The sequence below is a fragment of the Nonomuraea sp. NPDC049758 genome (assembly GCF_040674635.1).
GTDB lineage: Bacteria > Actinomycetota > Actinomycetes > Streptosporangiales > Streptosporangiaceae > Nonomuraea.
Genome location: NZ_JBFAMZ010000016.1, coordinates 105,146 through 130,704, shown reverse-complemented (window position 1 = coordinate 130,704; position 25,559 = coordinate 105,146). Strand labels below are relative to the sequence as shown.

The following is a 25,559-nucleotide window of genomic DNA, read 5'->3' as shown; positions in this document are numbered from 1 at the left end:
CCGACACCCAGACCGGCCCGACGGCCAGCGGGATGAGGAAGAGCGCCAGGTTGCCGTACACCATCGACCACACCAGCACCTTGCCGATCGCGTGGCGCCGCATCACCTTGACGGCGACCAGCGCCCCGATGATCGCGCCCACGCCGCCGCCGGCCAGGATGCTGCCGAACCAGCCCGCGGGCACGCCCAGGTCGCGGATCACGTACAGGGCGTAGATCGAGTTCATCGAGCCCAGGATGAACAGCGAGTACACGGCCGAGGAGACGGCCAGCGGCCGGATCAGCCGGTGCCGCATCACCCAGCCCATGCCCTGCCAGATCGCCTTGTGCACCTGCGCGGGGGTGGTGTCGTCCGGCTCCGGACGGGCCTCCGGCCGCTTGATCAGGGACACCGCGATCGCGGAGGCCAGGTACGACACCGCGTCGATGATCAGCAGCGCGGGCGCGGCGAGCACCTTCAGCAGCGCCGCGGCCAGGCCGGGCCCGAACGTCTGGGCGGCCGACTCGGTCAGCTGCAGCTTGGAGTTGCCCTCCATGAAGTTCTCCCGCGGCACCAGGAACGGGAAGTAACTCCGGTAGGCCGTCTGGAAGAGCGTGCTGAGCAGGCCGAGCGCGAAGATGACGCCGTAGAGCCAGGTCAGCGTGAGCAGGTCGGCGAACCACGCGACCGGGATCAGCATCAGCAGCACGAAACGCGCCACGTCCGTCCAGATCAGGATGGGCCGCTTGCGCACCCGGTCGGCCAGCACGCCGAACAGCAGGAAGAACACCATCGGCAGCCGCAGCAGGAAGCCGACGACGCCCATCTCCGCCTCGGAGGCGTTCAGGACGGTGACCGCGATGACGGGGAACGCGAAGAGACTGATCGCCGAGCCGAACTGCGACAGGCTCTGGCCCGCCCACAGCCGTAGGAAGTCGGGGTGCTTCCAGAGGCTCGTCTGCTCACTGGTCGGGGATGCCATGATCCATCCACCTTCTGATCTCGGTGGCCGCTCCGGCGACCAGGGGTTCGTACAGGATGGGGACGCGTTCCTCGGGGATCGCGACGTGGGCGAGCCGCCCCTTGGCGACGGAGGGCCAGTTGCCGTCCTCGCGCCTGGGCGCGAAGAGCGCGACGTCGCCGTCGTAGGGCTCGTGCCGGTAGCCGCCGACCGCGTGCGCGTTGGCCCGGAACACGGCCAGGTAGCGGCGCGCCTGCTCGACCTCGGCGGTGTCGGGCGCCAGCCGGTCGGCGGCGGAGGCGGCGCCCATGACCGTCAGGAGCTGCTCCTCCGGCGGCCGGGCGGCGAGTTCGGCCGGGTCCAGCCCGAGGGTCTCCTCGGGGCCGCCGGCCAGCGCGTGGAACAGCAGGACCGTGTCGTCCTCCAGCGACGCCTCGGCCACGGGCTCCTCGGCGTTGGCGTAGAGGAGCACGACGAGCGGCACCTGCTCGCCGCGCTCGCGCAGCCGCCTGGCCACCTCCAGGGCGATGTTCCCGCCGATGCAGAACCCGCCCAGCACGTACGGCCCCGCCGGCCGCACCTCCAGCAGGTCGGCCACGTAGGCGTCGGCCATCTCGGCGAGCGTGGCGTGCGGCTCCTCGCCGGGCACCAGCCCGCGCGCGGCGATGGCGTACACCGGCTGGTCGGGGCCGAGGCGGCGGGCCAGCGGGTGGTAGCGGAAGACCTGGCCGCCGAGCGCGTGGATGAAGAAGATCGGCACGCGGTCGCCGTCCGGGTTGAGCGGCACGACGTGGCTCGGCGGCGCCAGGTCCTCGGGCTGGCGGAGCACCCTGGCCAGCTTGCTGATCGTCGGCGCGGTCAGCACGGTGCCCACGGGCAGGCTACGCCCCAGCTCCTGGCGGATGCGGGCGGCCAGCCGCAGGGCGCTCAGCGAGTGGCCGCCGAGCTCGAAGAAGTCGTCCAGGATCCCGGCCGCGGGCACCTGCAGCACCTCTTCGTAGAGCGTGGCGAGGCGCGCCTCCACCTCGTCGCGAGGCGGCACGTACGGCCGGCCGCTCGCCGTCTCCGGCGCGGGCAGCGCGGCCCGGTCGAGCTTGCCGCTGCGGGTGAGGGGGAGGGCGTCCAGGCTCACCCACCGGCGCGGGATCAGGTGGTCGGGCAGGACGTCCTGGAGGTCGGGCACGTCGCCCACCACATAGCCGACCAGGCTGTGCCCGTGCGCGGTGACGGCCGCGTCGCGGACCCCCGGCTGGGCGCGCAGGACGGCCTCGATCTCCCCGGGTTCGACGCGCATGCCGCGGATCTTGACTTGGTGGTCGGTGCGGCCGAGGTATTCGAGTTCGCCCGTGGGTAGCCAGCGGGCGAGGTCGCCGGTTTTGTAGAGGCGTTGTCCGTTGGGTGCGGGGAGGAAGCGTTCGGCGGTGAGTGCGGGTTTGCCGAGGTAGCCGCGGGCGAGTTGGGTGCCGCCGATGTAGAGCTCGCCTGGGGTGCCGATGGGGACGTCCTGGAGGTGTGAGTCGAGGACGTGCAGGGTGGTGTTGTCGATGGGTTTGCCGATGGGGACGGTGGTTTCTCCGGGTTGGCAGGGGTGCCAGGAGACGTCGACGGCTGCTTCGGTGGGGCCGTAGAGGTTGTGGAGTCCTGGGAGGTCGTGGCCGGGTGGGAGGGCTTCGCCGGAGCAGATGATCCGGGGCGGGAGCTGAACGTCCTCTTCCTCCAGGAAGGCTTGGAGCATGGACGGGACGAAGTGGGCGGTGGTGATGTTCTCGGTCTTGATGAGGTCGCGCAGGTAGGCGGTGTCGCGGTGGCCGCCGGGCCGGGCGATGACCATGGTGGCGCCGGTGATGAGCGGCCAGAACAGTTCCCAGACCGAGACGTCGAAGGTGGTGGGTGTCTTGTGCAGGACGCGGTCTTGTGGGGTGAGCTGGAAGGTGTCCTGCATCCAGCGCAGCCGGTTGACGATCGCGCGGTGGGAGACGCCCACGCCCTTGGGCCGTCCGGTCGAGCCGGACGTGAAGATGACGTAGGCCAGGTTGTCCTCGCGCACTGACGGCGGCGTGAACCCGCCTCCGGAGCCCGCGCCGGTGAGGACGGTCGCGGCTCCCGCGTCGGCGAGCATGCCGCGCCGCCGTTCCTCGGGATCGGCCGGGTCGAGCGGCAGGTAGGCGCCGCCCGCGGCCATCACGCCGAGGAGTACGACGGGCAGGTCCAGGCCGCGTTCCATGCAGACGCCGACCGGCTGGTCCACCCGCACGTCGAGCCCGGCGGCGACCGCGCGGGCCCGTTCGGCGAGCTCGCGGTAGGTCAGCCGGTCGCCCTCGAACACCAGCGCCGTCGCGTCGGGGGTGCGCTCGGCCTGGGCGAAGACCAGTTCGTGCAGGGTGCCGCCCGGATGCTGCCGCTCGGTGGCGTTCCACCGCGCGAGCTGAGCCGCGTCCTGCGGCGAGATGCCGGCCTCTCCGGACAGGGCGCGGAGGTAGTGGTCCCGGATCGCCGCGATCTGGTCGGCGGGGAACTGCGTGGTGTCGTAGGAGATGGTCAGCGTCAGCCCCTGGCCCGGCGTCCGGACGAAGGCCGTGCTGAAGGCGAAGTCGGTCTGCTCGAAGAAGTCCTGGCCCTCGATGGGCGTGGCGGCGGCGCCGTTCACGTGGAAGTCGCGGAAGTCCACGTGCGTGTCCAGCAGCCGCGCGCGACCGCTGGCCCGCTGGATCTCGAAGAGCGGGAAGTGCCGGTACGGCAGCGCCGCCACCTCCGCCTGGAAGACCCGCTGGACCAGGTCGGGCGCGTCGGCCCGCACCCGCAGCGGGACGGTGTTGAGGAACAGGCCGAGCACCTCGTCCCCGGCCTCGCTCTCCGGACGGCTGTGCGTGAGCATCCCCGTCAGGACGTCGGGATCGCCGGTGACCAGCGCCATGACGCGCACGTGCGCCGCGAGCACCACCGACCGCAGGGGCACCCGGGCGGTGGCCGCCTGCTCGGCCAGCGCCTTGGCCAGCTCGCCGGGGAGCGCCGTGGCGAGCACCGCGACCTCGCGCGGCCCGCCGGTGGGGTAGCCGGGCATCCGCGGCAACCGGCCCTCCGGCGCCTCGGCGATCGCCTCCCGCCAGAACTCCGCCGCCTCCGGCCGGGCGAGCATCGCCTTCTCGGCCGCCACCAGGTCACGGAAGCGCGCCGCCGGCGGCTCCACCGGCAGCCCTGGGGTCGCATAACGTTCCAGCAGCTCGCTGACCAGCCTCGCGACGCTCCACCCGTCGAGGATCGCGTGGTGGAAGTAGACGGTCAGCGCGAACCGGTCGGCCTCGGGCCGCACGTGGACGCGGAGCAGGGGAGCCCGCGTCCAGTCGAACGGCCCGTACTCCGGCTCGCCGCCGGAGACGGTCAGCGGGATCTCCGCCCGGTCGTGCACGAGCTGGACGGGCTCGCTGAACCCGGTCAGGTCGAAGGACGTCCGCAGCACCTCGTGCCGGGCCGACAGCTCGTCCAGCGCCCTGACCAGGGCCGCCTCGTCGAACGTGCCGCGCAGCGTGAGCGTGGTGTGGTCGTGGAAGGTCACGCCGTCCAGCTCGCTGTGGTACAACATCCCGGCCTGGAGGGCGCTGAGCGGGTAGGCGTCGATGATCATCGCGTGAGCCTCTCTCTGTCCGCCACGCTGAGCAGGTCGAAGGCTCCCACCGTGGTCTCCGGTACGGCCTGCCGCGGCCGCAGCACGGCGGCCAGTTCGGCGACCGCCTGATGGGTGAACAGCTGCTGCAGTTCCACGTCGTAGCCGGCGGCGCGCAGCCGGGCCACGACCTTGAGACTGCTGATGGAGTCGCCGCCCACGGCGAAGAAGGTGTCGTGCCGGCCGGGCCGGTCGAGGCCGAGCACCTCCTGCCAGACCTGCGCGACGACGGTTTCCGCCGCGCCGCGCGGCGGCTCCCACGGCAGGTCGGCCGGGCGGTCGGGCGCGGGGAGGGCGGCGCGGTCGAGCTTGCCGTTGGCGGTGACGGGCAGGCGGTCCAGCCGCACCCACGCCGTCGGGATCATGAAATCCGGCAGCGCGTCGGACAGGTCGGGGACGTCGCCGACGACGTAGCCGACCAGGCGTCCGTTCACCAGCTTGGCCGCCGCCGCAGTCACGCCGGGTTGCTCCCGCAGCACGGCCTCGATCTCGCCCAGCTCCACGCGCATGCCGCGGATCTTGACTTGGTGGTCGGTGCGGCCGAGGTATTCGAGTTCGCCCGAGGGTAGCCAGCGGGCGAGGTCGCCGGTTTTGTAGAGGCGTTGTCCGTCGGGTGCGGGGAGGAAGCGTTCGGCGGTGAGTGCGGGTTTGCCGAGGTAGCCGCGGGCGAGTTGGGTGCCGCCGATGTAGAGCTCGCCGGGTGTGCCGATGGGGACGTCTTGGAGGTGTGCGTCCAGGACGTGCAGGGTGGTGTTGTCGATGGGTTTGCCGATGGGGACGGTGGTTTCTCCTGGTTGGCAGGGGTGCCAGGAGACGTCGACGGCTGCTTCGGTGGGGCCGTAGAGGTTGTGGAGTCCTGGGAGGTCGTGGCCGGGTGGGAGGGCTTCGCCGGAGCAGATGATCCGGGGCGGGAGCTGAACGTCCTCTTCCTCCAGGAAGGCTTGGAGCATGGACGGGACGAAGTGGGCGGTGGTGATGTTCTCGGTCTTGATGAGGTCGCGCAGGTAGGCGGTGTCGCGGTGGCCGCCGGGCCGGGCGATGACCATGGTGGCGCCGGTGATGAGCGGCCAGAACAGTTCCCAGACCGAGACGTCGAAGGTGGTGGGTGTCTTGTGCAGGACGCGGTCTTGTGGGGTGAGCTGGAAGGTGTCCTGCATCCAGCGCAGCCGGTTGACGATCGCGCGGTGGGAGACGCCCACGCCCTTGGGCCGTCCGGTGGAGCCGGAGGTGAAGATGACGTAGGCCAGGTTGTCCTCACGCACCCGCACCACGGACGCCGGAGCCGGCCGTACGTCCGCCGCCGTGACCACCAGATCGGCCCCCGCGTCGGCCAGCATGCCACGCGTGCGCTCCGCCGGGTGGGACGGGTCGAGCGGCAGGTAGGCGCCACCGGCCGCCATCACGCCGAGGAGTACGACGGGCAGGTCCAGGCCGCGTTCCATGCAGACGCCGACCGGCTGGTCCACGCGCGCGTCGAGCCCGGCGGCGAGCGCGCGGGCCCGTTCGGCGAGCTCGCGGTAGGTCAGCCGGTCGCCCTCGAAGACCAGCGCGGTTGCGTCGGGGGTGCGCTCGGCCTGGGCGAAGACCAGCTCGTGCAGGGTCCCGCCCGGATGCTCCCGCTCGGTGGCGTTCCACCGCGCGAGCTGCTTCCGCTCCTCGTCCGGCAGGATGTCCAGACGCCCCACCGGCACGTCGGGGGACGCCACCACCGCACGCAACAGCGCGGCGAACCGCTGCGCCAGCCGCTCGATCGTCTCCGGCCGGAACAGCTCGGCGTTGTAGACGAAGCGGCCCTCCAGCTGCTCGCCCCGCTCGGTGGCGTAGAGCTCCAGGTCGAACCGGGTGGTCGTGCTGTCCGGCTCGAAGCCCTCGCCGTCGCCGCGGTAGCTCTGCAGCGCGAACAGCACCTGGACCAGCGGCGGGCGGCTGACGTCGCGTTCGGGGTCCAGCTCGGCGACCAGCTTCTCGAAGGGCAGCTCCTGGTGGCCGTAGACCTCGATCGCGCCGTCCCGCGTGCGGCGCAGCAGCTCGGCGAAGCCGGGGTCGCCCGCCAGCCGCGCCCGAAGCGGGAGCAGGTTGACGAACAGCCCGACCATGTCCTCGAACTCCGGCCGGGTCCGTCCGGCCACCGGCGACCCCACCGCGAAGCCGGTCGTGCCGGACCAGCGGGCCAGCAGCACCTGGAAGGCGGCGAGCAGCCCCATGTAGAGCGTCGCCCCCTCGGCCCGGCACAACTCGCCGAACGCCGCCACGTCGATCCCGACGTCGTGCCAGCCGCCCCGGAAGGTCTGCCGGGGCGGGCGCGGCCGGTCCAGGGGCAGGTCGAGCACCTGCAACCCGTCCAGCTCGGCGCGCCAGAACGCCAGGTCGCCGGCCAGCCGGTCGCCGCTCAGCCGCTCCCGCTGCCACGACGCGTAGTCGCCGAACCCCAGCCGCGGCCCGCTCTGCGGCGGTGACAGCAGCTCGCGGAGGATGAGATCGGCCGACCAGCCGTCGGCGACGATGTGATGGACCGCCACCAGCAGCGCGTGGTCGTCGGGCGCGAGCCGTACCAGGGTGGCGCGCAGCAGCGGGCCGTCCGCCAGCTCGAAGGGGAGCGCGGCGTCGGCGCTGAGCACCTGCCTGGCCGCCGCCTCGTCCGGCACGTCCACGACGCGCAGCGGCACCCGCACCCGGTCCGCCACCCGCACCTCCGGCCGCCCGTCGGGGCCGGCGGGGAAGGTCATGCGCAGGCTCTCGTGCCGGGCGACCACGGCGTCCAGCGACTGCCGCAGCCGTTCGGCGTCGAGCGGGCCGCGCAGCCTGGCCGACACGGGCAGCACGTACGCGCTCGTCCCGGGGGCGAACTGCTCCATGAACCACAGCCGCTCCTGCGCGAACGACAGCGGCGGATCGCTGCCCTCGGCGCGTCGCGGGATCTGCTCCGCGGCGCCCAGGCCCGCGATCGCCTTGCGGAAGCGGGCCTGCACGCGCGCCTGCCGTTCATCCACGCTCGTCGGCCTCCTCGGCCAGGTGTTCCAGGGCCGCGGCCAGCAGGCGTGGCGTCGGGTGGGTGAAGGCCAGCTTGAGCGGCACGTCCAGCTCGATGGCCGCGGCGATGCGGGCCGTGGTCCTGGTGGCCAGCAGCGAGTGGCCGCCGAGCTGGAAGAAGTCGTCCAGCGCGCCCACCCGCTCCAGCCCCAGCACCTCGGCCCAGACCAGGCAGACGAGCTCCTCGGCCGCGCCGGACGGCGGCTCGTAGCCGGCGCCGCGCGGCCGGCCCGGCGCGGGCAGCGCGTCCCGGTCGACCTTGCCGCCGGGGGTCAGCGGGATGCGGTCGAGCGAGACGATCGCGCTGGGCACCATGTGCGGGGGCAGCTCGGCGGCGAGGTGCTCGCGTAACGCGTCGTCCCCGGCGTCGTGGACGGCGTAGGCGATCAGGCGGTCCTCGTGGACCACCACCGTGGCCTGCCGCACCGACGGGTGGGCGAGCAGCGCCGACTCCACCTCGCCCGGCTCGACGCGGTAACCGCGCACCTTCACCTGGCGGTCCAGGCGGCCGAGGATCTCCAGGCCGCCGTCCAGGCGGAAGCGGGCCCGGTCGCCGGTGCGGTAGAGGCGCGAGCCGCCGGGGCCGGGGACGAAACGCTCGGCCGTGCGGGCGGGCGCGCCCCGGTAGCCGCGGGCCAGGCCGCTGCCGCCGATGTGCAGCTCGCCCGCGACACCGGCCGGCACCGGGAGCCCGTCGGGGCCCAGCACCTGGAGCGTGGTGCCGGGCAGGGCGACGCCCACGGCCGGGCGGCGCAGCGCCTCCGAGGGGTCCATGTCGGCGGTGGCGGCGATGATCGTGGCCTCGGTGGGGCCGTAGCTGTTGACCAGGCGCACGCCCTGGGGGCCGGACGCGTACCAGGCGGCCAGCGCGGGGCCCGGCAGCGGGTCGGCGCCCAGGATGACCAGCCGCAGGCCGGGCGGCCATTCGACGCCCATGGCCACCAGCTCCTGCCAGTACGACGTGGGCAGGTCCAGCACGGTGAGCGCGGCGCCCTCCGGGGTCTTCAGGAAGTCCGGCAGCGGCTCGTCCGGGCACAGGACGAGCTCCGCGCCGGCGGCCAGCGCCGGGTAGATCTCCTCGGCGTGCGTGTCGAAGCTCGGCGAGGCGAACTGCAGGACGCGGTCGCCCGGCCCGAGCTCGTAGTGGCCGCGCATCCAGCCCACCCGCGACGCCAGCGCCTCGCGCGGCACCTCCACGCCCTTGGGACGCCCGGTCGAGCCCGAGGTGTAGATCACGTAGGCCAGTGAGCCCGGCCCCGCGACCTCGGCGTGCGGCGCCTGCGGCGACTCGCGGAGATCGTCCTCGTCCAGCACCAGGGCCGCGCCCGCGTCCGCCGCCATCCACCGCAGCCGCTCCGGCGGGTACGCCGGGTCGAGCGGCAGGTAGGCGCCGCCCGCCCGGCCGACGGCGAGCATCCCGGCGATCAGCTCCACCGAGCGCCCGGCGCGCAGGCCCACGACCGTGTCCGGGCCGACCCCGGCCGCGGCCAGGCGTCCGGCCAGCGCGGCGGCCATGGCGTCCAGCTCGGCGTAGGTGACCCGGCGGTCGCCGTGGCTCACCGCCGTCGCGCCGGGCGCCAGCCGGACGCGCTCCTGGAAGAGGTCGAGCACGTCGCGCGCGAGGGGCTGTGGGGTGTCGAGGACCGGCGGCCGGTCCTCGGGCAGCAGCATGGCCGCGCGCAGCGCGGACAGCGGCGTGCCCGGGTCGCGCACGACCGCCTCCAGCACCCGCTCCCACCGCCGCAGCAACCGCGTCGCGGTCTCCTCCTCGAACAGGTCGCGGGCGTAGGACAACATCGCCCAGAGGGAGCCGTCGAACTGGGTGACGTCCAGCATCAGGTCGAACTTCGCCTGGGTCGCGCCCGGGTCGAACATCTCCGCCTCGACGCCGGGCAGCGGCAGGGCGCCGGCCTCCTTGTCCTGGATCACGAACATCGCCTGGAACAGCGGCGTCGTGCTCAGGTCGCGGCGGATGCCGAGGTCGTTGAGCAGGCGTTCGAAGGGGATGTCCTGGTGCGCGAACGCGTCCAGCACCGTCGCCCTGGTCCGCGCGAGCAGGGTGCGGAAGGACGGGTCGCCGGACAGGTCGCCGCGCAGCACGAGCGTCTCGGGGAAGAAGCCGACGACGTCCTGGAGTTCCGGGCGGTCGCGGCCGGCGATGACCGAGCCGACCGTCAGGTCCTCGGCGCCGCAGTGGGCGCCCAGCAGGAGCTGGTAGGCGGCCAGCAGGACCATGAACAGCGTGCCGCGCTCGTCCCTGGCCAGCTGCTCCAGCCGGGCCGTCAGCTCGGGGCCGATGCGCCGCGCGCAGTAGTCGCCGTCGGCCACCCGTACGGCCGGCCGCGGCCGGTCCGTGGGCAGGTCGAGCGGCTGCACGCCGTCGAGCTTGGCGCGCCAGTAGTCCAGCGACTCCCGCGACGGCTCGCGGCTGCGCTGCCAGGCCGCGAAGTCGCGGTAGTCGATCGACGGGACGCCCAGCCCGGCCGCGTTCCCGGCGTAGCAGGCGGCCAGCTCGGAGAAGATGATCTTCAATGACCAGCCGTCGGCCACCAGGTGGTGCAGGACCAGGCAGAGCACGTGATCGGTCGCCGACAGCGTGATCAGGTGCACCCGCACCAGCGGCCCGGTGGCCAGGTCGAACGGCGTGTTGGTCAGCTCGGCCACGATCGCCGTGGCGCGGGCCTCGCGTTCGGACGCGGGCAGGTCCGCGAGGTCCACCAGCACCGGATCGAGCTTCAGCTCCGGCTCCACGACCTGGACCGGGCGGCCCTCCACCGCGGGGAAGCGGGCCCGCAGCATCGGGTGCCGCGCCGCCACGGTGGCCAGCGCCCCGGCCAGGTCACGGATGGACAGCTCGCCGCGCAGCCGCTGCACCATGTACATGTTGTAGGAGGCGTCGGCGGGGTCGAGCCGCTGCAGGAACCAGAGCCGCTCCTGCCCGTAGGAGAGCGGCGCCGGCGCGTCCGGATCGCTGCGCGGGGGGATCCCGGCGGGCCGGGCCTTCGGCTGCCGCTGGAGCCTGCGCTCCAGCGCCGCGCGCTGCTCCGGGCTGAGGCGGGCCAGCCGCCCTCTCACCTCGCTCATCCGTCCGCGTCCTCCGCCAGGAGATCGTCCAGCTCGACGTCGCCGAGCTGGAGTTCCAGCACGGCCAGCGCGTGCTCGGCGACCGTGGTGAGCTCGAAGCAGACCCGCAGGTCCATCTCGATCCCGTACGCCTCCCGATACCGGGTGATCAGCAGGACGGCCAGCAGCGAGTGCCCGCCGAGCGCGAAGAAGTCGTCCTCGACGCCCACCCGCTCACGGCCGAGCAGCTCGCCCCAGAGCGCGCACAGCTCCTCCTCCAGCGGCGTCTCCGGCGCGACGTAGGTGGTGCCGAGATCGCTGCGGCCGGGCCCGGTGGGCGGCGGCAGCGCGGCCCGGTCGAGCTTCCCGCTCGGGCCCAGGGGGAACTCGGTGACCTGCACGAACGCCTGCGGCACCAGCGCCGCCGGCAACGTGCGGGCCGGCCCGGTGCGCAGCTCGTGCGACAACCGGCTCGGCTCGCCCGTCCAGTCCACGTAGGCCACCAGCCCGCGGCCGCCCGGCGCGTCGTCGCGCAGGGCGACGACGACCCCGCGCACCCGCGGGTCCGCGGCCAGCGCCGCCTCGACCTCGCCCAGCTCGACCCGCCAGCCGTGCACCTTGACCTGGTCGTCGATGCGGCCGAGGAACTCCAGCTCCCCGTCCGCGCGCAGCCTGGCCAGGTCGCCGGTGGCGTACAGCCGCGCGCCCGGCGGGCCGTACGGGTCGGGGACGAAGCGCTCGGCCGTCAGCCCCGGCCGTCCCGCGTAGCCGCGGGCCACCTGGACGCCGCCGATGTGCAGCTGCCCGGGCACGCCGACGGGCATCGGCTCCAGACGCTCGTCGAGGACGTGCAGGCGGCAGCCGGGCATCGGGCGGCCGATGGGGATCACCGTCTCGCCCGGCCGGCAGGCGTGCCAGGAGACGTCGACGGCCGCCTCGGTGGGGCCGTACAGGTTGTGCAGCTCCACGCCGGGCAGACGCTCGAAGAAGCGGGCCGCCGTCCTGGGCGGCAGCTCCTCGCCGCTGCACACCACGCGCCGCAGGGACGTGCACGACTCGATGTTCGCCTCCTCCAGGAAGAGGGCGAGCATCGACGGCACGAAGTGCATCGTGGTCACCGCGTGCCGCTTGACCAGGTCACGCTGGTGGGCGGGGTCGCGGTGGCCGCCCGGCCGCACCGGCACGAGGCAGGCGCCCTGCAGCAGCGGCCAGAAGAACTCCCACACCGACACGTCGAAGCTGGTCGGCGTCTTCTGCATCACCACGTCGCCGGCCGTCAGGCCGAACGTCTCCTGCATCCAGGCCAGCCGGTTGACGATGCCGCGATGGGTGTTGACCACGGCCTTCGGCCGGCCGGTCGAGCCCGAGGTGTAGATCAGGTACGCGGCGTCGTCCGGCCCGGTCACCGGGTCGAGGTCGCCGGAGCCGAGGTCGTGGTCGTCCTCCAGCAGCACCGTCTCGACCGGCCCGAAGGACGGCAGGTGGCGCTGGGTGAGCAGCACCTGCGCGCCGGAGTCGGACAGCATGAACTCCAGCCGGTCCCGCGGGTACTCCGGATCCAGCGGCACGTACGCCCCGCCCGCCTTGAGCACCGCGAGCAGCGCGACGACCAGCTCGGGCGAGCGTTCCGCGCAGACCGCGACGGGCCGGCCGCGCTCCACGCCGATCTGCCGCAGCCGCCGGGCCAGCCGGTTGGCGCGGCCGTTGAGCTCGGCGTAGGTGAGCGTGACGTCGCCGAAGACCACCGCGGGGGCGTCGGGGGTCGCGGCGGCCCGGGCCTCGATCGACGTGTGCAGGGTGCCGGGCCCGGCCGGCGGCCCGCCGTCCCCGAGGGCCAGCACGCGCGCACGCTCGTCCGCGGCGAGCACGGGGAGCTCGGGGACCGCCCGGCCGGGGTCGGCGGCGGCCGCCTCGACCAGCGTGCGCAGGTTCGCCTCGAAGCGTTCGATCGTCTCCGGGTCGAACAGGTCGGTGGCGTACTCCAGCCGGGTGTGCAGCACCCCGTCGCGCATGTTGACGTCGAGCTGGAGGTCCACCTTGGCGGTGCCGTTGGCGATCTGCCCTTCGTTGGTGCGGATCGCCAGGTTGAACATCACCTGGTAGAGCGGCGGCACGCTCAGGTCCCGGGCCGGCTGCAGATCCTCCACCAGCCGCTCGAACGGCAGCTCCTGATGGTCCAGCGCCTCGGCCACCGTCGCCCGCACGCGCCCGGCCGCCTCGCGGAAGCCGGGCGCGCCCGACAGGTCCACGCGCAGCGGCACCGCGTTGACGAACATGCCGATGACCGGCTCGGTCTCGGGCAGCAGCCGGCCCGCGACCGGCGTGCCCACCACGATGTCGTCGATCCCCGACCAGCGCGACAGCACGGCGGCGTACGCGGTGAGCATCACCGTGAACAACGTCGTGTTGAGCTCCTTGGCCAGCCGCTCCACGGCCGCCGACAGTTCGGGGGAGTAGGCGCCGAGCCGGATCCCGCCGCGGTAGCTCCGGCGGGCCGGCCGCGGCCGGTCGCCCGGCAGGGCGAGGTCGGCGGGCACCCCGGCCAGCCGTTCGCGCCAGTGCACCAGCTCGGTCTCCAGGAACTCGCCGGACAACCTGCCGCGCTGCCACACGGCGAAGTCGGCGAACTGGATCGGCAGCTCGGGCAGCTTCGGCGGCCGGTCCTCGCCGAGCGCGTCGTAGCACTCCTCCACCTCGTCCATGAAGACCATGGAGGAGACGCCGTCGAAGATCGTGTGGTCGAAGACGACGGCCAGCCGCAGGTCGTCCTCGGCCAGCTTGACGTGCCGGCCGCGGTACAGCGGCGCCCGTTCCATGTCGAACGGCAGCACCGCGTCCGCCCTGGCCAGGCGGGCCAGCTCCGCCTCGGCGGCGGCCCGCGGCAGGTGGCTCAGGTCCGTCTCGGTCAGCGCCGTGGGCGGCGCGCCGGGGTGGACGATCTGCACGACCTGCCCGTCCCGGAAGTCGAACGTGGTGCGCAGCGCCTCATGACGCCGCACGACCAGATCGATCGCCCGCTCCAGCCGGCGGGGGTCCACCGGCTGCCTGGCCGCCATCGGCATGACCATGCCGATGTTGTAGACGGCCAGATCGGGCTCGAAGCGCGAAAGGAACCACATCCGCTCCTGGCCGGAGGATGCGGGGAAGGCATCACTCACTGTCCATGGCCTCTCGCAGACTCTTCGGCCGCATGTCGGTCCACACCTGCTCGATGTGCGCCAGACAGGCGTCCTTGGTGCCGGAGAAACCGGCGTCGTACCAGCCGGAGGGGTTGTCCCGGCCGGCCGGCCAGATGGAGTACTGCTCCTCGTCGTTGCGCACGACCTTGGTGTCCGTGCTGGTCTCTGTGCTGGTCTCTGCGCTCATGCGGAACTCCGGGGGAGGCGGGGGATGGTCTGGGTGGCGGGCTCGGGGGCGGCGGCCGTGGCGGCGTCGATCAGGGCCGCGACCCCGGCCACGGTCGGCTCCTCGAAGAGATTGCGCATCGGCAGCCGGACCCCGAGCTCCTTGCGGATCAGGGCGATCAGCTGGACCGCGATGAGCGAGTTGCCGCCCAGCTCGAAGAAGTCGTCGTCGACGCCGATGTGGTCGCCGCCGAGCACCTCGCCCCACAGGCGGGCGATCGTGGCCTCGGCGTCGTTGCGCGGCGCGACGTAGCCCTCGGCGGGCGCCTTGTCCTGCCGGTCGGCGACCGCCGCCGGATCGAGCTCGCTCTCGACGGTCTCCTGGGTCAGCGAGCCGACGCCGGCGACGAGCTCGGCCACCGTGCTGGCCGCCACCACGACCTGGGGGCCGAGCGGGGCGGCGAGCAGCCTGCGCAGGGAGAGGGCCCCCTCGGCCGGCCTGATGCCGGCCGCGTCGTCGGCACCGGCCGGCGACGCGGCCGCGGCCGGGGCGGCGACCTGGGACCCGGCGCTGGAGCGGACCCCGGAGACCACGGCCTCGGTGTCGATCCTGCGCAGGACGTAGTCGGAGATCTGCACCAGCACCGTGCCGTCGGGCGCGATCAACGTGACGTCGACGACCAGCACCTCGTCGGTGTCGGTGCTGGTGATGCGCAGATGGCTCCAGAACGCCTCGGGCAGGCTGCCGAACACGGTGATGCGGCCGTAGCCGAGCGGCAGGTAGTGGCCCTCGACCGCGACCCAGCTGAAGGTGGTGGCGGCGTCGAGCAGGGCCGGGTGCAGCCCCCACCGGTCGAGGTCGGCCATCAGCGCGTCGTTGGCCTCGAACAGGCCGAGCGCCTCCTGCCGGCCGACATGCGTGGCGGTCAGCGTCCGGTGCCAGTGCGCGCCCAGCGTGAGCAGGCCAGACAGCGGGACGCCGCCCTGCTCGTCCGCCGAGGACACGCAGCGGTCCATGATGGCGCGCAGGTCCACGCGGTCGGCGGGCGGCGGGCTCACCTTGGCCGCCGTGCCCCTGGCGTGGGTGCGGTGCGAGCCGCCGATGATGCTCTGCACCTGGAACTCGGCGCCGTCCGCCTCCGGGGTGAAGAGCACCCGTACCTCGGCGGTCGCGCCGTCGGCCACCGACAGCGGTTCGACGAACACCACGTCCCGCAGCTCGACGAGCCCGCCGTCGGGCAGCACCGCCTCGGCGGCCGTCCTGGCCAGCTCGACGTGGCCGGTGCCGGGCAGCACCGGCACGTCGGCGATGCGGTGCTCGTCCAGCACCCAGTGCGTGCCGGGCGAGAGCGTGCCGCTGCACCAGTCGAGCCCGCCGATCTCGCCGGCGTGCCGCGCGTCGAGGACCGGGTGGTCGAGCGCCTTGATCCGGTCGCCGCGCTGCAACGCGACGAATCCGGCGGGCGCCGCGGTCTCCACCGCCATGCCGACTTCCAGCCATCTGCCCCAGTTGACGCTGACGATCTGGGCGGCGTTCCAGCCTCGTCCGGCGCGGGCGTGCGCGTCGAGGAAGTTGTTGGCCGCGCAGTAGTCGATCTGCCCGAACCCGCCGGCCACCGCGGTGATCGACGAGCAGAGCACCACGGCCTCCAGCTCCAGGTCGCCGAACGCCTCCTGCAGCGCCAGCGTGCCGAGCAGCTTGGGCCGGAGCACGGCCTCGGCCGCCTCCCGCTCCTTGATCTGGGCCATGCCGCCGCCGGGCAGGCCGGCCGCGTGCACGAGCACGTCCACCCGGCCGAAGGCGGCGAGCGTCTCGTCCCTGACCCGGCGCATGTCCGCCGGATCGGTCACGTCGGCGGCCAGGGCCAGCACCCGCGCCCCGGCGGCCTCCATCCGGCCGATCGCCTCGGCGGCGCGCGCCTCGCGGGCCGACCGCGGCGGGCCGTCGGGCAGCCCGCTCCTGGACAGCAGGACGATGCCGACGCGGGCCCGCGCCGCCAGGTCCTCGGCCAGCGAGACGCCGATGCCGCCCAGACCGCCGGTGATCACGTACACCTGGCCGTCGCGCGGCTCGCCCGGCTCGCTGGTCACCTCCACCTGCTCGTACCCGAGCAGCCACCGCTTCCCGCCGCGCAGGGCGACCGGGGCCAGCAGCCCGGCCTCGCCGGGCTCGGCCGTCCGGCCCAGCTCGGCGGCGACGCCCCGCACCGCCGCCGGCCGGTTCGCGTCCCCGTCCGGCGCGTCGATGTGGCGGACGCGCAGCCACGGCGTCTCCAGCGGGACGACCCGGGCGAAGGCCGCCAGCGTGGCGTGCTCCGGCCTGGTCAGGTCGCCGCCGACGACGTCCATCGTGCCCGCGGTCACCAGGTCGAGCTGCACCCCGCCCGGCGGCTGGGCCGCCGACAGCGCCTGCACGAGACCCAGGACGCCGAAGAAGCCGCGGTCCTGCGCCGCCCACGTCTGCTCGCCGCCGGTCAGCGCCCAGGCGTGCACGATCCGCTCGGGGATCTCGCCGACCGCCTCCAGCAGCGCGTCGTAGTCCTCCCGTACGGCCGGCCGCACCGTGAAGTGCCCGTCGAAGGCGCCGAACGCGGCGCCCGGCCGCACCTCCAGCACCTCGGCCCCGGAAGCGCGCAGCGCGTCGGCCAGCGCGGCCGAGTCCTCGTCCACGAAGGCCAGGCAGCGCGTGACCGGCGACGGCGTCCCCGGACGGGCCGGCGCCTGGTGCCAGACGGGCACGCCGTACCACCGCTCGGGCGGCAGGGGGCCGTCGGCCTGCTGCGGGTGGGCGACGCCGCCGGCGAAGGCGCCCTGCGGGTCGGGGTCGATCCAGGCGCGCTGCCGCTCCCACGGGTAACCCGGCAGCGAGACGCGGAAGCCGGGGGCGCCGAAGTCGTTCAGCTCGATGCCGTGCACCCACAGCGCGCCCACGGCCTGCGAGAAGACCGCGACGTCACCGGCCCGGTCGCGCGGGCCGGGCAGCGACGGCAGCGGGGCGATCGCGCCGGCGGCCAGCTGGGTGCCCGCCAGGCCGCACAGCTGCCGGCCCGGCCCGCACTCGATCATGATCCACTCGCCGTCGGCCAGCAGCGTCGAGACGCAGTCGCCGAAGCGGACCGGTTCGCGCACGTGCCTGGCCCAGTAGGACGGGTCGGTGGCCTCCGCGGCGGTGATCCAGGTGCCGGTCACGTTGGACAGGAACGGCAGGCTCGGCGCGGCCGGACGGGCCGCCGCGACCAGCTCGCGGAACTCGCGCAGCATCGGCTCCATCATCGCCGAGTGGAAGGCGTGCGAGGTGCGCAGCCGGGTGCAGCCGATGCCCTCCTCCTCCAGCATCTCGGCCAGCTCCGCGATCGACTCCGACGGGCCGGACACGACGCACGTGCCGGGGCCGTTGACGGTGGCCACGGAGACGTCGTCGGGCAGCATCGGCGCGATCTCGTCGGGCATGAGCTGCACGGCCAGCATGGAGCCCGGCGGCAGCGCCTGGATCAGCCGGCCGCGCGCCGCGACCAGCCGCATCGCGTCGGGCAGGGTGAAGACGCCGGCGACGGTGGCCGCCGCGTACTCGCCGATGCTGTGGCCGATCATCGCGGCGGGCTCGACGCCCAGCGAGAGCCAGAGCCTGGCCAGCGCGTACTCCACCGTGAACAGGGCGGGCTGGGTGAGCGAGGTCTGCCGCAGCGCCTCGTCGGCCTCCTCGCCGGTGGCGAAGATCTGGTCGCGCACGTCCAGGACGGCCGCGCACTCGTCGACCGCCTCGCGGAAGATCGGCTCGTTGCGGTACAGCTCCGCGGCCATGCCGCCGTACTGGGCGCCCTGGCCGGAGAAGAGGAACGCCACCTGCGCCGGCCGCTTCGGCTTGGCGCCGGTGACGGTCCGCCTGGGGTCGGACAGCGCGGCCACCGCGTCGCCCGGTGAGGTGGCGACGACGACGGCCCGGTGCTTGAGCTCGCGGCGGCCCACGCGCAGCGTGAACGCGGCGTCGGCCAGGTCCGTCTCGGGGTGCGCGGCCAGGTGCGCGGCCAGCCGTTCGCGCGCCGCGGCCAGCGCCGACTCCGTCCTGGCCGACAGCTTCAGCAGGTGCGCGGGCCGCTCGCGGGGCAGCGACGGGCGCGGCGGGGCCTCCTCCAGCACGGCGTGCGCGTTCGTGCCGCCGATGCCGAACGAGCTGACCCCCGCGCGGCGCGGGAAGTCGTCGCGCTCCCACTTCGTCGGCGAGGAGACGACGTAGAACGGGCTCGCCGGAAAGTCGATCTTGGGGTTGGGGCTCTTGAAGTGCAACGTCGGCGGGATCAGCTTGTTCTCCAGCGCCAGCACCGTCTTGACCAGGCTGGGGACGCCGGCCGACTGGCCGAGGTGGCCGATGTTGCTCTTGACCGAGCCGATGCCGCACCACTGGGTGTCGCTCGTGTGCTGGGCGAACACGCTGGACAGCGCGGCCACCTCGATCGGGTCGCCGAGCGCCGTGCCGGTGCCGTGCGCCTCGACGTAGGTCACCGTACGGGGATCCACGCCGCCGACGCCCAGCGCCTGCGCGATCACCGCGGCCTGGCCGTCCAGGCTGGGCGCGGAGAAGCCGACCTTGCCCGCGCCGTCGTTGTTGATCGCGTTGCCCAGGACCACCGCGCGGATGTTGTCGCGGTCCTCGATCGCCTCCGACAGCCGCTTCAGCACCAGGACGCCGCCGCCGCTGCCCCAGGTCGTGCCGCCGGCGTCGGCGTCGAAGGAGCGGGTGTGCCCGTCGGGGGAGACGATGCCGTCCTGGTCGTAGATGTAGCCCTCGCCCTGCGGCAGGTCCAGCATGGCCGCGCCGGCCAGCGCCATGTCGCATTCGCCGTTGCGCAGCGCCTCGCACGCGATGTGGAAGGCCACCAGCGCGGTCGAGCACGCGGTGTGCACGGTGTAGCTGGGGCCGCGCAGGTCGAGCTTGTAGGAGGTGAGCGTGGCGCAGTAGTCGACGTGGTTGCCCACCATGACCGCCAGCCAGCCGGCGTTCTTGTGGGCCTGGGCGTTGCTGCGGATGTTGCGCCACTGGTAGGTGTCCGTCCCGGTCCCGGCGTAGACGCCGATCTCGCCCGGGTAGCGGAACGGGTCGTAGCCCGCGTCCTCCAGCGCCGTGTGCGACAGCTCCAGGAACAGCCGGTGTTGCGGGTCGCGGACCTCGGCCTCCCTGATCGACATGCCGAAGAACGCCGCGTCGAAGCCCTCGTAGTCGTCCAGCGTCATGGCGGCCGGCACGAAGTTCGGGTCGGCCAGCAGGCTCTCCGCCGTGCCCAGCGCCCGTTGCTCCTCCAGGGTGTACGTGGTCAGCGACTCGACGCCGTCGGCGAGGTTGCGCCAGAACTGCTGCGCGTCACCCGCTCCCGGGACTCGGCACGACAAGCCGATGATCGCGATCGGCTCGGCCGTGGGCTCGTCCGTCATGGGGCAATCCCCTTCTCGTTGCGGTTCCTCAACCTGTCTCGCCGTGAGGCCAGGCGGCGCGCCGCCCGGTCCAGCCCCGGACTGCCGCCCGCTCCATCGAGATGAGCGGCCAGCGTCCGGATCGTGGGATGCCTGAACAGCTCCGTGATCGGGATCTCGCGGCCGGTCGCCGCCCGCAGCCGGGCCTGCACCGCCGCCACGGCCAGCGAATGGCCGCCGATCTCGAAGAAGTTGTCGTCGGGGCCGAGCCGCGGCACGCCCAGCACGGCGCGCCACACCTGGGCGACCGTCTTCTGGGTGGGGCCGTCGAGGCCGCCGCCGGCCTTCGGCTGCTCGACCGGACGGCCGCGCAGCGCGGCGCGGTCCACCTTGCCGTTGGGCGTCAGCGGCAGCGCGGGCAGCGCCACCACCTCGCTGGGGACGGCGTGCTCGGGCAGCGCGCCGCGCAGCTCGTCCAGGAGGCGGTGCGCCGCCAGGCCAGGCCGGGCGGGCACCACGTAGCCGACGAGCGTGCCGTCCTCGACCCTGGCCGCGGCGGCGCGCACGTCCCGGCAGGCGGCGAGCGCGGCCTCCACCTCGCCCAGCTCGACCCGGAAGCCGCGCACCTTCACCTGGTCGTCGGCGCGCCCCGCCGGGGTGATCGTGCCGTCGGGGTTGCGCCGGCCGAGGTCGCCGGTGCGGAACCGGTCGCCGGCGAAGCGCCGGCCGGTCAGCGCCGGATCCAGGTAGCCGTCGGCCAGGTGGCGGCTGCGGACGACCACCTCGCCGAGCTCGCCCACACCGGCCCGTCTGCCGTCCGGCGTCACGACGATGATCTCGCTGCCCTCGACGGGCCGCCCGATCGGCACGACCTCCGGGTACGGCTCCGCGAGCTCGTGCCACGCGTGCGCCTGCGGCGTCTCGGTCGTGCCGTAGAAGGCGACGATCCGGGCATCGGGCACGAGCGCGCGCAGCCGGGCCGCCTGCACGCCGGTGAACAGGTCGCCGCCCACGCCGGCCAGCCGCACGTCGGGCAGCGTGCCGCCGGTGCCCGCCAGCATCGCCGCGAGCTGCGGCGTCAGGTGCAGGACGGTGATCGCGTGCTCGCGCAGCCAGGTGACGAGCTTGCCGGGATCGCGGACCAGCTCGTGCTCGGGCACGAACAGCTCGGCGCCCGCCACGGCCGGCACGAACATGTCGCGCAGCGCCGGATCGTGGGCCGGCCCGTGCAGCAGCGCGAACCGGTCGTGCGGCCCGACGGCGAAGGTGCGGACGTACCAGGACAGGAAATGGGCCAGCGGCCGCTCGCCGGTGACCACCGCCTTGGGGTCGCCCGTGGTGCCCGAGGTCATCGAGAGGTAGCCGGGACCCGGCAGCAGGGCGCCGCCCTCGCGCAGCTCGACCGCGTCGTCCCGCAGGACCGCCCGAGCTCCGGCGGCGGCGATCTGCCGCTCCTGGACGGCGGCGGGATAGGCCGAGTCGATCACCACCCACCGTGCCCCCGCCGCCAGCACGCCGAGCAGGATCCCCGGCAGCTCGGGCACCCGGGAGGCGACGACGGCAACCACGGCCCCCGGCTCGACCCCCGCGCCGCGCAGCGCCGCCTCGGTCCGCCGCCGCGCCCCGGCGTGCGCGTCGCCGGCCAGCTCCAGCAGGCCGGGCCCGTCCCAGGCCGGCAACTCGGCGTCGGGGGGATCGGGTCGCAGCTGCCCGGTCAGCGACTCGCCGAGCAGCTCGACATAGCCGTCGACCAGCGCCGTCATGCGCTCGGCGGAGAACAGGTCGGGGTTGTAGACCAGCTCCAGCGCGTAGCCGCCGCGCTGCTCGCCCACGTACATCGTCAGGTCGAACAGCGCCCCGGGCAGCCCAGGCCGCAGCGTCTCGCTCGCGCAGCCGTCCAGGTCCAGATGGGCCTGTGCGAAGTTGTACATGTTGAACATGACCTGCGTGATCGGGTTGCGGCTCAGGTCGCGCGGCAGGCGCAGCGACTCCAGCAGCTGCCCGAGCGGCACGTCCCGGTGCCTGATCGCGGCGTTCAGCTCGGCCGCGCACGCCGTCACCTGCCCGGCGAAGTCGCCCCGGGGGCGCAGCCGCAGCGGCAGGACCTGCACGCACATCCCCACCAGCGACTCGAACGCCACGTGCGGCCGGTCGGCGTAGGCCGCCCCCACCACCAGGTCGTCCCGTCCCGCCAGGGTGGCCAGGCGGCGTCCGAAGGCGGCCAGCAGCACCGCGTACGGGGTGGTGCCGAGTTCCGCCGCCAGCTCGGCCACCCGGCCGGCCAGTTCCGCGTCCACCTCGCCCCGGACGGCGGCGCCGCGGAAGGTCTGCGCGGGCGGCCTGGCCGCGTCCCTGGGCAGGTCCAGCACCAGCGGGGCGTCGTGCAGGCGCTCGCGCCACCAGCCCAGCGCCTGGCCGTCGCCGTTCGCGCGCAGCCAGCGCACGTAGTCGGCGAACGTGTGCTCGCCCGCCTCGACCGGCTCCCCGCGGTAGGCGGCCGACAGGCCGCGGAAGAGCACGTCCTGCGACCAGCCGTCGAACACCAGGTGGTGCGCGGTCAGGCAGAGCACGTGCTCGTCGGGGGCCAGCCGGAGCAGCCGGGCCCGGAACAGCGGCCCGGCGGTCAGGTCGAACCGGTCCCGCGCCTCCTTCTGCAGGGCCGCGTCCAGCTCGGCGGGGGAGAGGTCGTCGATCGGCAGCGGCACCTCGCGCGGCGGCGCGACCGTCACGTCGGGGATCCCGTCGCGCGAGGCCACCCGCCAGCGCAGCGCCTCGTGGGCCGCCACCACGGCGGTGAGCGCCCGGCGGAGCGCGGCGACGTCGAGCGGGCCCCGGATCCGCTCGGCCATCGCGATGTTGTGCGCGGCCGACTCGGGCGCCAGCTGCTCGACGAACCACATCCGGCGCTGGGCGGGGGAGAACGCGGCCGGGCTGCCGGTGGGCGGCGCGGCGGCGGACGCCCGCTCCGCGCCCGCCACCAGCGCGCGCAGCGCGCCGTAGGTCCGGCCCTCGTACACGTCCTGGACCGAGACCACCCGGCCCAGCTCCGCGCGCACCGCAGCCACCAGCCGCATCGCCCGCAGCGAGTGGCCGCCGCGCTGGAAGAAGTCGTCCTCGTCGTCCGGGACGGGCGCCTCCAGCACCCGCGCCCAGATCCCGGCCAGCCCGCTCGCCGTACCCCGCTCCCGCTGCGACCGCGCCCGCAGGGCGGCCAGGTCCACCTTGCCCGAGGCGTTCAGCGGGAGGAGCGGCAGCCGGACCAGCCTGGTCGGCAGCATGTACGGCGGCAGCCGCACCGCCAGGTCCTCGCGCAGGGCGGCCAGGTCGGGCGCGTCCTCGGGCGTCACGTAGGCGACCAGCTCGCCCGCGAAGTCCACCACCGCCTGCCGCACCCCGGGATGGGCGCGCAGCGTCGTCTCCACCTCGCCGATCTCCACGCGCTGCCCCTGGACCTTGACCTGGCGGTCGAGGCGCCCCATGAACGCGATCTGGCCGTCCTCCTGCCACGCGACGTGGTCGCCGGTCCGGTACAGCCGCGCGCCGGGCTCGTCGGAGAACGGGTCGGGCACGAACCGCTCGGCCGTCAGCGCGGGCCGGTCCAGGTAGCCGCGGCTGACCTGCGGGCCGCCGATCAGCAGCTCGCCGGGGACGCCCGGCGGGCACTCGTTCATGTCCTCGTCCACGATGTACGCCCGGCAGCCGGTCAACGGCCGGCCGATCGGCAGCGGACGCTCCCACACGCCGCGGAACTCGCCGCCCACCACGACGACGGTCAGCTCGGTCGGGCCGTACAGGTTGTGGAAACGCGTGTGCGCCGACCAGCGGGCCACCTGCTCGGGCGGGGGCGGCTCGCCCGCCGTCACCACGTCCCGCAGGTGCGGCAGCCGGCTCGGGTCCACCAGCGGCAGCAGCGCGGGCGGGAGGTAGCCCCAGGTGACGTCGTGCTGCTCCAGGAAGTGCTGCAACCGGGCCGGGTCCACGCGGTCCTCGTCCGGCACGAGCTGCACGCAGCCGCCGACGGTCAGCGGGAGGACCATGTCCATGATCGAGGCGTCGAAGCCCAGCGCGGAGAAGGCCATCGAGCTGCAGCTCGCGTCCAGGCCGAAGCGCGCGACGGTCGCGGTGACGAAGAAGACCGCGTTGGCGTGGCTCACCACCACGCCCTTGGGCCGTCCGGTGGAGCCGGAGGTGTAGATCACCCACGCCGCGTTGCCCGCGACGGCGCCGCTCTCCCGGGGTTCGGCCGGCCCCGGCTGGAAGGCGTCGACGAGCGTGGCGGCGCAGCCGTCCAGGAGCTCGTGGCCGCGCTCGTCCACGACGACCACCGCGATCCCGGCGTCCGCCAGCACCTCATCCAGCCGCCGGCGCGGATGCCCCGGGTCCAGCGGCACGTACGCCCCGCCCGCCAGGTGCACGGCCAGCACCGCCACCGGCATCAGCGGGGTGCGGCGGGTGCACAACCCCACCCGCGCCTCCGGCCCGACGCCGAGCTCGCGCAGCCGCGCCGCCAGCGCCCACGCCCGCTCGACCAGCTCGGCGTAGGTGAGCACGTTCTCCCACTGCCGGACCGCCGGGGCGTCCGGGGTCCGCGCGGCCTGAGCCGTGATCAGACTGCTGAGGAGTGTCATCCTGCGGCCTCCACACCCGGCCGTACCAGTCGGCCTTGCCGTACCGTCTCGAAACGCAGCAGGAAGCTCGGCGCGCGCACGGCGATCGCGGCCATCGCCCGGCCCAGCGGCAGGTGCGTCACCCGCCACCCCGCCAGCCAGTCCGCCAGCCACTCCGCCTCAGTGCCCACTTCGGGGGACGCCTCGGGCACCCACGTCCGGCCCGGACGCTGCCCGGCGAACCCGAACCGCGCCGGATCCACCCGCAGCCCGTCACCGGACGCCTTCAGCAGCGCCTCCTTGGCCGTCCACGTGCGCAACGCGCTGTGCAACCGCAGTTCCTCGGGCAGCGCGGCGAACTCGTCGCGCTCCCGCTCGTCCAGCATCCGCTCGAAGAACGTCTGCTCGTCCGCCGGCGGGCGGAAGCGCTCCAGATCGGCGCCCACATGCCGGCCGGTCGCCAGTGCGACCAGCACGAGCCCGCCCGACTGGGCGACGCTGTAGGTCAGCTCGGTCCCGCCGTACGGCAGGCCGCCGGACCGGCCGGGCGGCTCGGCGAGGCCCGGCTCGACCCCGTACTCCCTGAGCAGCCGCCGCAGCAGCACCGACCTGCCGACGAACCCGCGCCGGCCGTCCTCCTGCCGGAACCTGGCCGCCCGCGCCGCCTCCCGCGGCGACAGCTCGTCGAGGGACGCGCACATCTCGGGCAGCTCGTCGAGGTCGGCCAGCCAGACGTGCACCTCGTCCGCGGCCAGGCTCCGCTCGGGGCCGGCCGCGATCGTCCGCGCCACCTCCTCACCGTGCGTGGCGAGGAAGAGGTGCGCGGCGTCGAGCGTGTGCAGGCGGAAGGTGGAGGAGGTGTGGCGGGCCCAGGCGAGCATGGTCGGGTGGGTGACCTCCTGGTCGTGCGCGCCGGCGAAGGCGACGATGGGCACGTCCAGGGGCTTCTGGCGGGTGAAGCGGTAGTGGCGCAGCCACTCCATGTCCGTCCGCAGCGCGGGGATGAGCAGGGCCTTGACCTCGGGCTGCGTGCGTAACTCCGCGGGCGCGCCGAGCCGCAGGATGAGCTCGTCGACCAGGTCCTCGTCGCCCAGGCCCGTCCACCGTCCCAGCGTCTCCTGGCGCTCCGGCGGGTGCGCGGCGCCGACGTAGAGGCATTCGGGCGCCCGCACGCCGAGCCGCCGCAGCTCGCGGACCACCTCGAAGGCGACCCGGCCGCCCATGCTGTGCCCGTAGATCGAGTACGGCGTGCGCTGCCGGGCGACGACGGCGGCGACGGACCGGGCGATCAGCTCGGGGGAGAGGGCTCCGGGCTCGGCCACCCGGCCCTCCCTGCCGGGCAGCATGGCCACCCGGACGTCCAGGACGCCGTCGAACGCCTGCCGCCACGCCCAGAAGGCGGTGACGTCCCCACCGGCGTAGGGGAGGCAGAAGAGGGTCCGAGCGCCGGGCGGGTATCGCGTCAGCGAGGCGAACGGTGTCTCGGACAGCGGCTGTTCTTCTGGCAT

The 25,559-nt window shown here is 74.2% G+C and carries 9 protein-coding genes (1 of these 9 cut by a window edge); all 9 read right to left on the bottom strand.

Annotation, left to right across the window (positions count from 1 at the left end; translation table 11 throughout):
* Tightly spaced (each overlapping or abutting the next), the 9 genes in view from AB0J46_RS35215 to AB0J46_RS35175 form a layout consistent with a single transcriptional unit that may run on beyond the window.
* Nucleotides 1-961, bottom strand: the 5' portion of a protein-coding gene (locus tag AB0J46_RS35215) for an MFS transporter (protein WP_364338412.1). 308 nt of this gene lie to the left of the window's left edge; the window shows 961 of its 1,269 coding nt (coding positions 1-961); its start codon is at nucleotides 959-961; the stop codon falls past the left edge of the window.
* Nucleotides 942-4,562, bottom strand: coding sequence for an amino acid adenylation domain-containing protein (locus AB0J46_RS35210; protein WP_364338411.1), 3,621 nt, complete (start codon nucleotides 4,560-4,562; stop codon nucleotides 942-944). The genes AB0J46_RS35215 and AB0J46_RS35210 overlap by 20 nt, the downstream gene beginning before the upstream one ends.
* The gene (locus AB0J46_RS35205; protein WP_364338410.1) at nucleotides 4,559-7,591 is read right to left on the bottom strand and encodes an amino acid adenylation domain-containing protein; all 3,033 of its coding nucleotides are present in this window, start codon (nucleotides 7,589-7,591) and stop codon (nucleotides 4,559-4,561) included. Before AB0J46_RS35205 ends, AB0J46_RS35210 begins: the two co-directional genes overlap by 4 nt.
* On the bottom strand, nucleotides 7,584-10,715 hold the full coding sequence (locus tag AB0J46_RS35200; protein ID WP_364338409.1) for an amino acid adenylation domain-containing protein: 3,132 nt from the start codon (nucleotides 10,713-10,715) through the stop codon (nucleotides 7,584-7,586). Before AB0J46_RS35200 ends, AB0J46_RS35205 begins: the two co-directional genes overlap by 8 nt.
* Nucleotides 10,712-13,852, bottom strand: a complete 3,141-nt coding sequence (locus tag AB0J46_RS35195) for an amino acid adenylation domain-containing protein (RefSeq protein ID WP_364338407.1) — start codon at nucleotides 13,850-13,852, stop codon at nucleotides 10,712-10,714. The genes AB0J46_RS35200 and AB0J46_RS35195 overlap by 4 nt, the downstream gene beginning before the upstream one ends.
* The gene (locus AB0J46_RS35190; RefSeq protein ID WP_364338406.1) at nucleotides 13,845-14,060 is read right to left on the bottom strand and encodes an MbtH family NRPS accessory protein; all 216 of its coding nucleotides are present in this window, start codon (nucleotides 14,058-14,060) and stop codon (nucleotides 13,845-13,847) included. The genes AB0J46_RS35195 and AB0J46_RS35190 overlap by 8 nt, the downstream gene beginning before the upstream one ends.
* Nucleotides 14,057-19,465 (bottom strand): SDR family NAD(P)-dependent oxidoreductase, encoded by a 5,409-nt coding sequence (locus AB0J46_RS35185; protein ID WP_364338405.1) that lies wholly within the window; start codon nucleotides 19,463-19,465, stop codon nucleotides 14,057-14,059. Before AB0J46_RS35185 ends, AB0J46_RS35190 begins: the two co-directional genes overlap by 4 nt.
* Entirely contained in the window at nucleotides 19,462-24,072 is a 4,611-nt protein-coding gene (locus AB0J46_RS35180; RefSeq protein ID WP_364338404.1) for an amino acid adenylation domain-containing protein, read from the bottom strand. The genes AB0J46_RS35185 and AB0J46_RS35180 overlap by 4 nt, the downstream gene beginning before the upstream one ends.
* Nucleotides 24,069-25,559: a thioesterase domain-containing protein gene (locus tag AB0J46_RS35175; RefSeq protein WP_364338403.1), complete on the bottom strand. Its 1,491-nt coding sequence runs from the start codon at nucleotides 25,557-25,559 to the stop codon at nucleotides 24,069-24,071. Before AB0J46_RS35175 ends, AB0J46_RS35180 begins: the two co-directional genes overlap by 4 nt.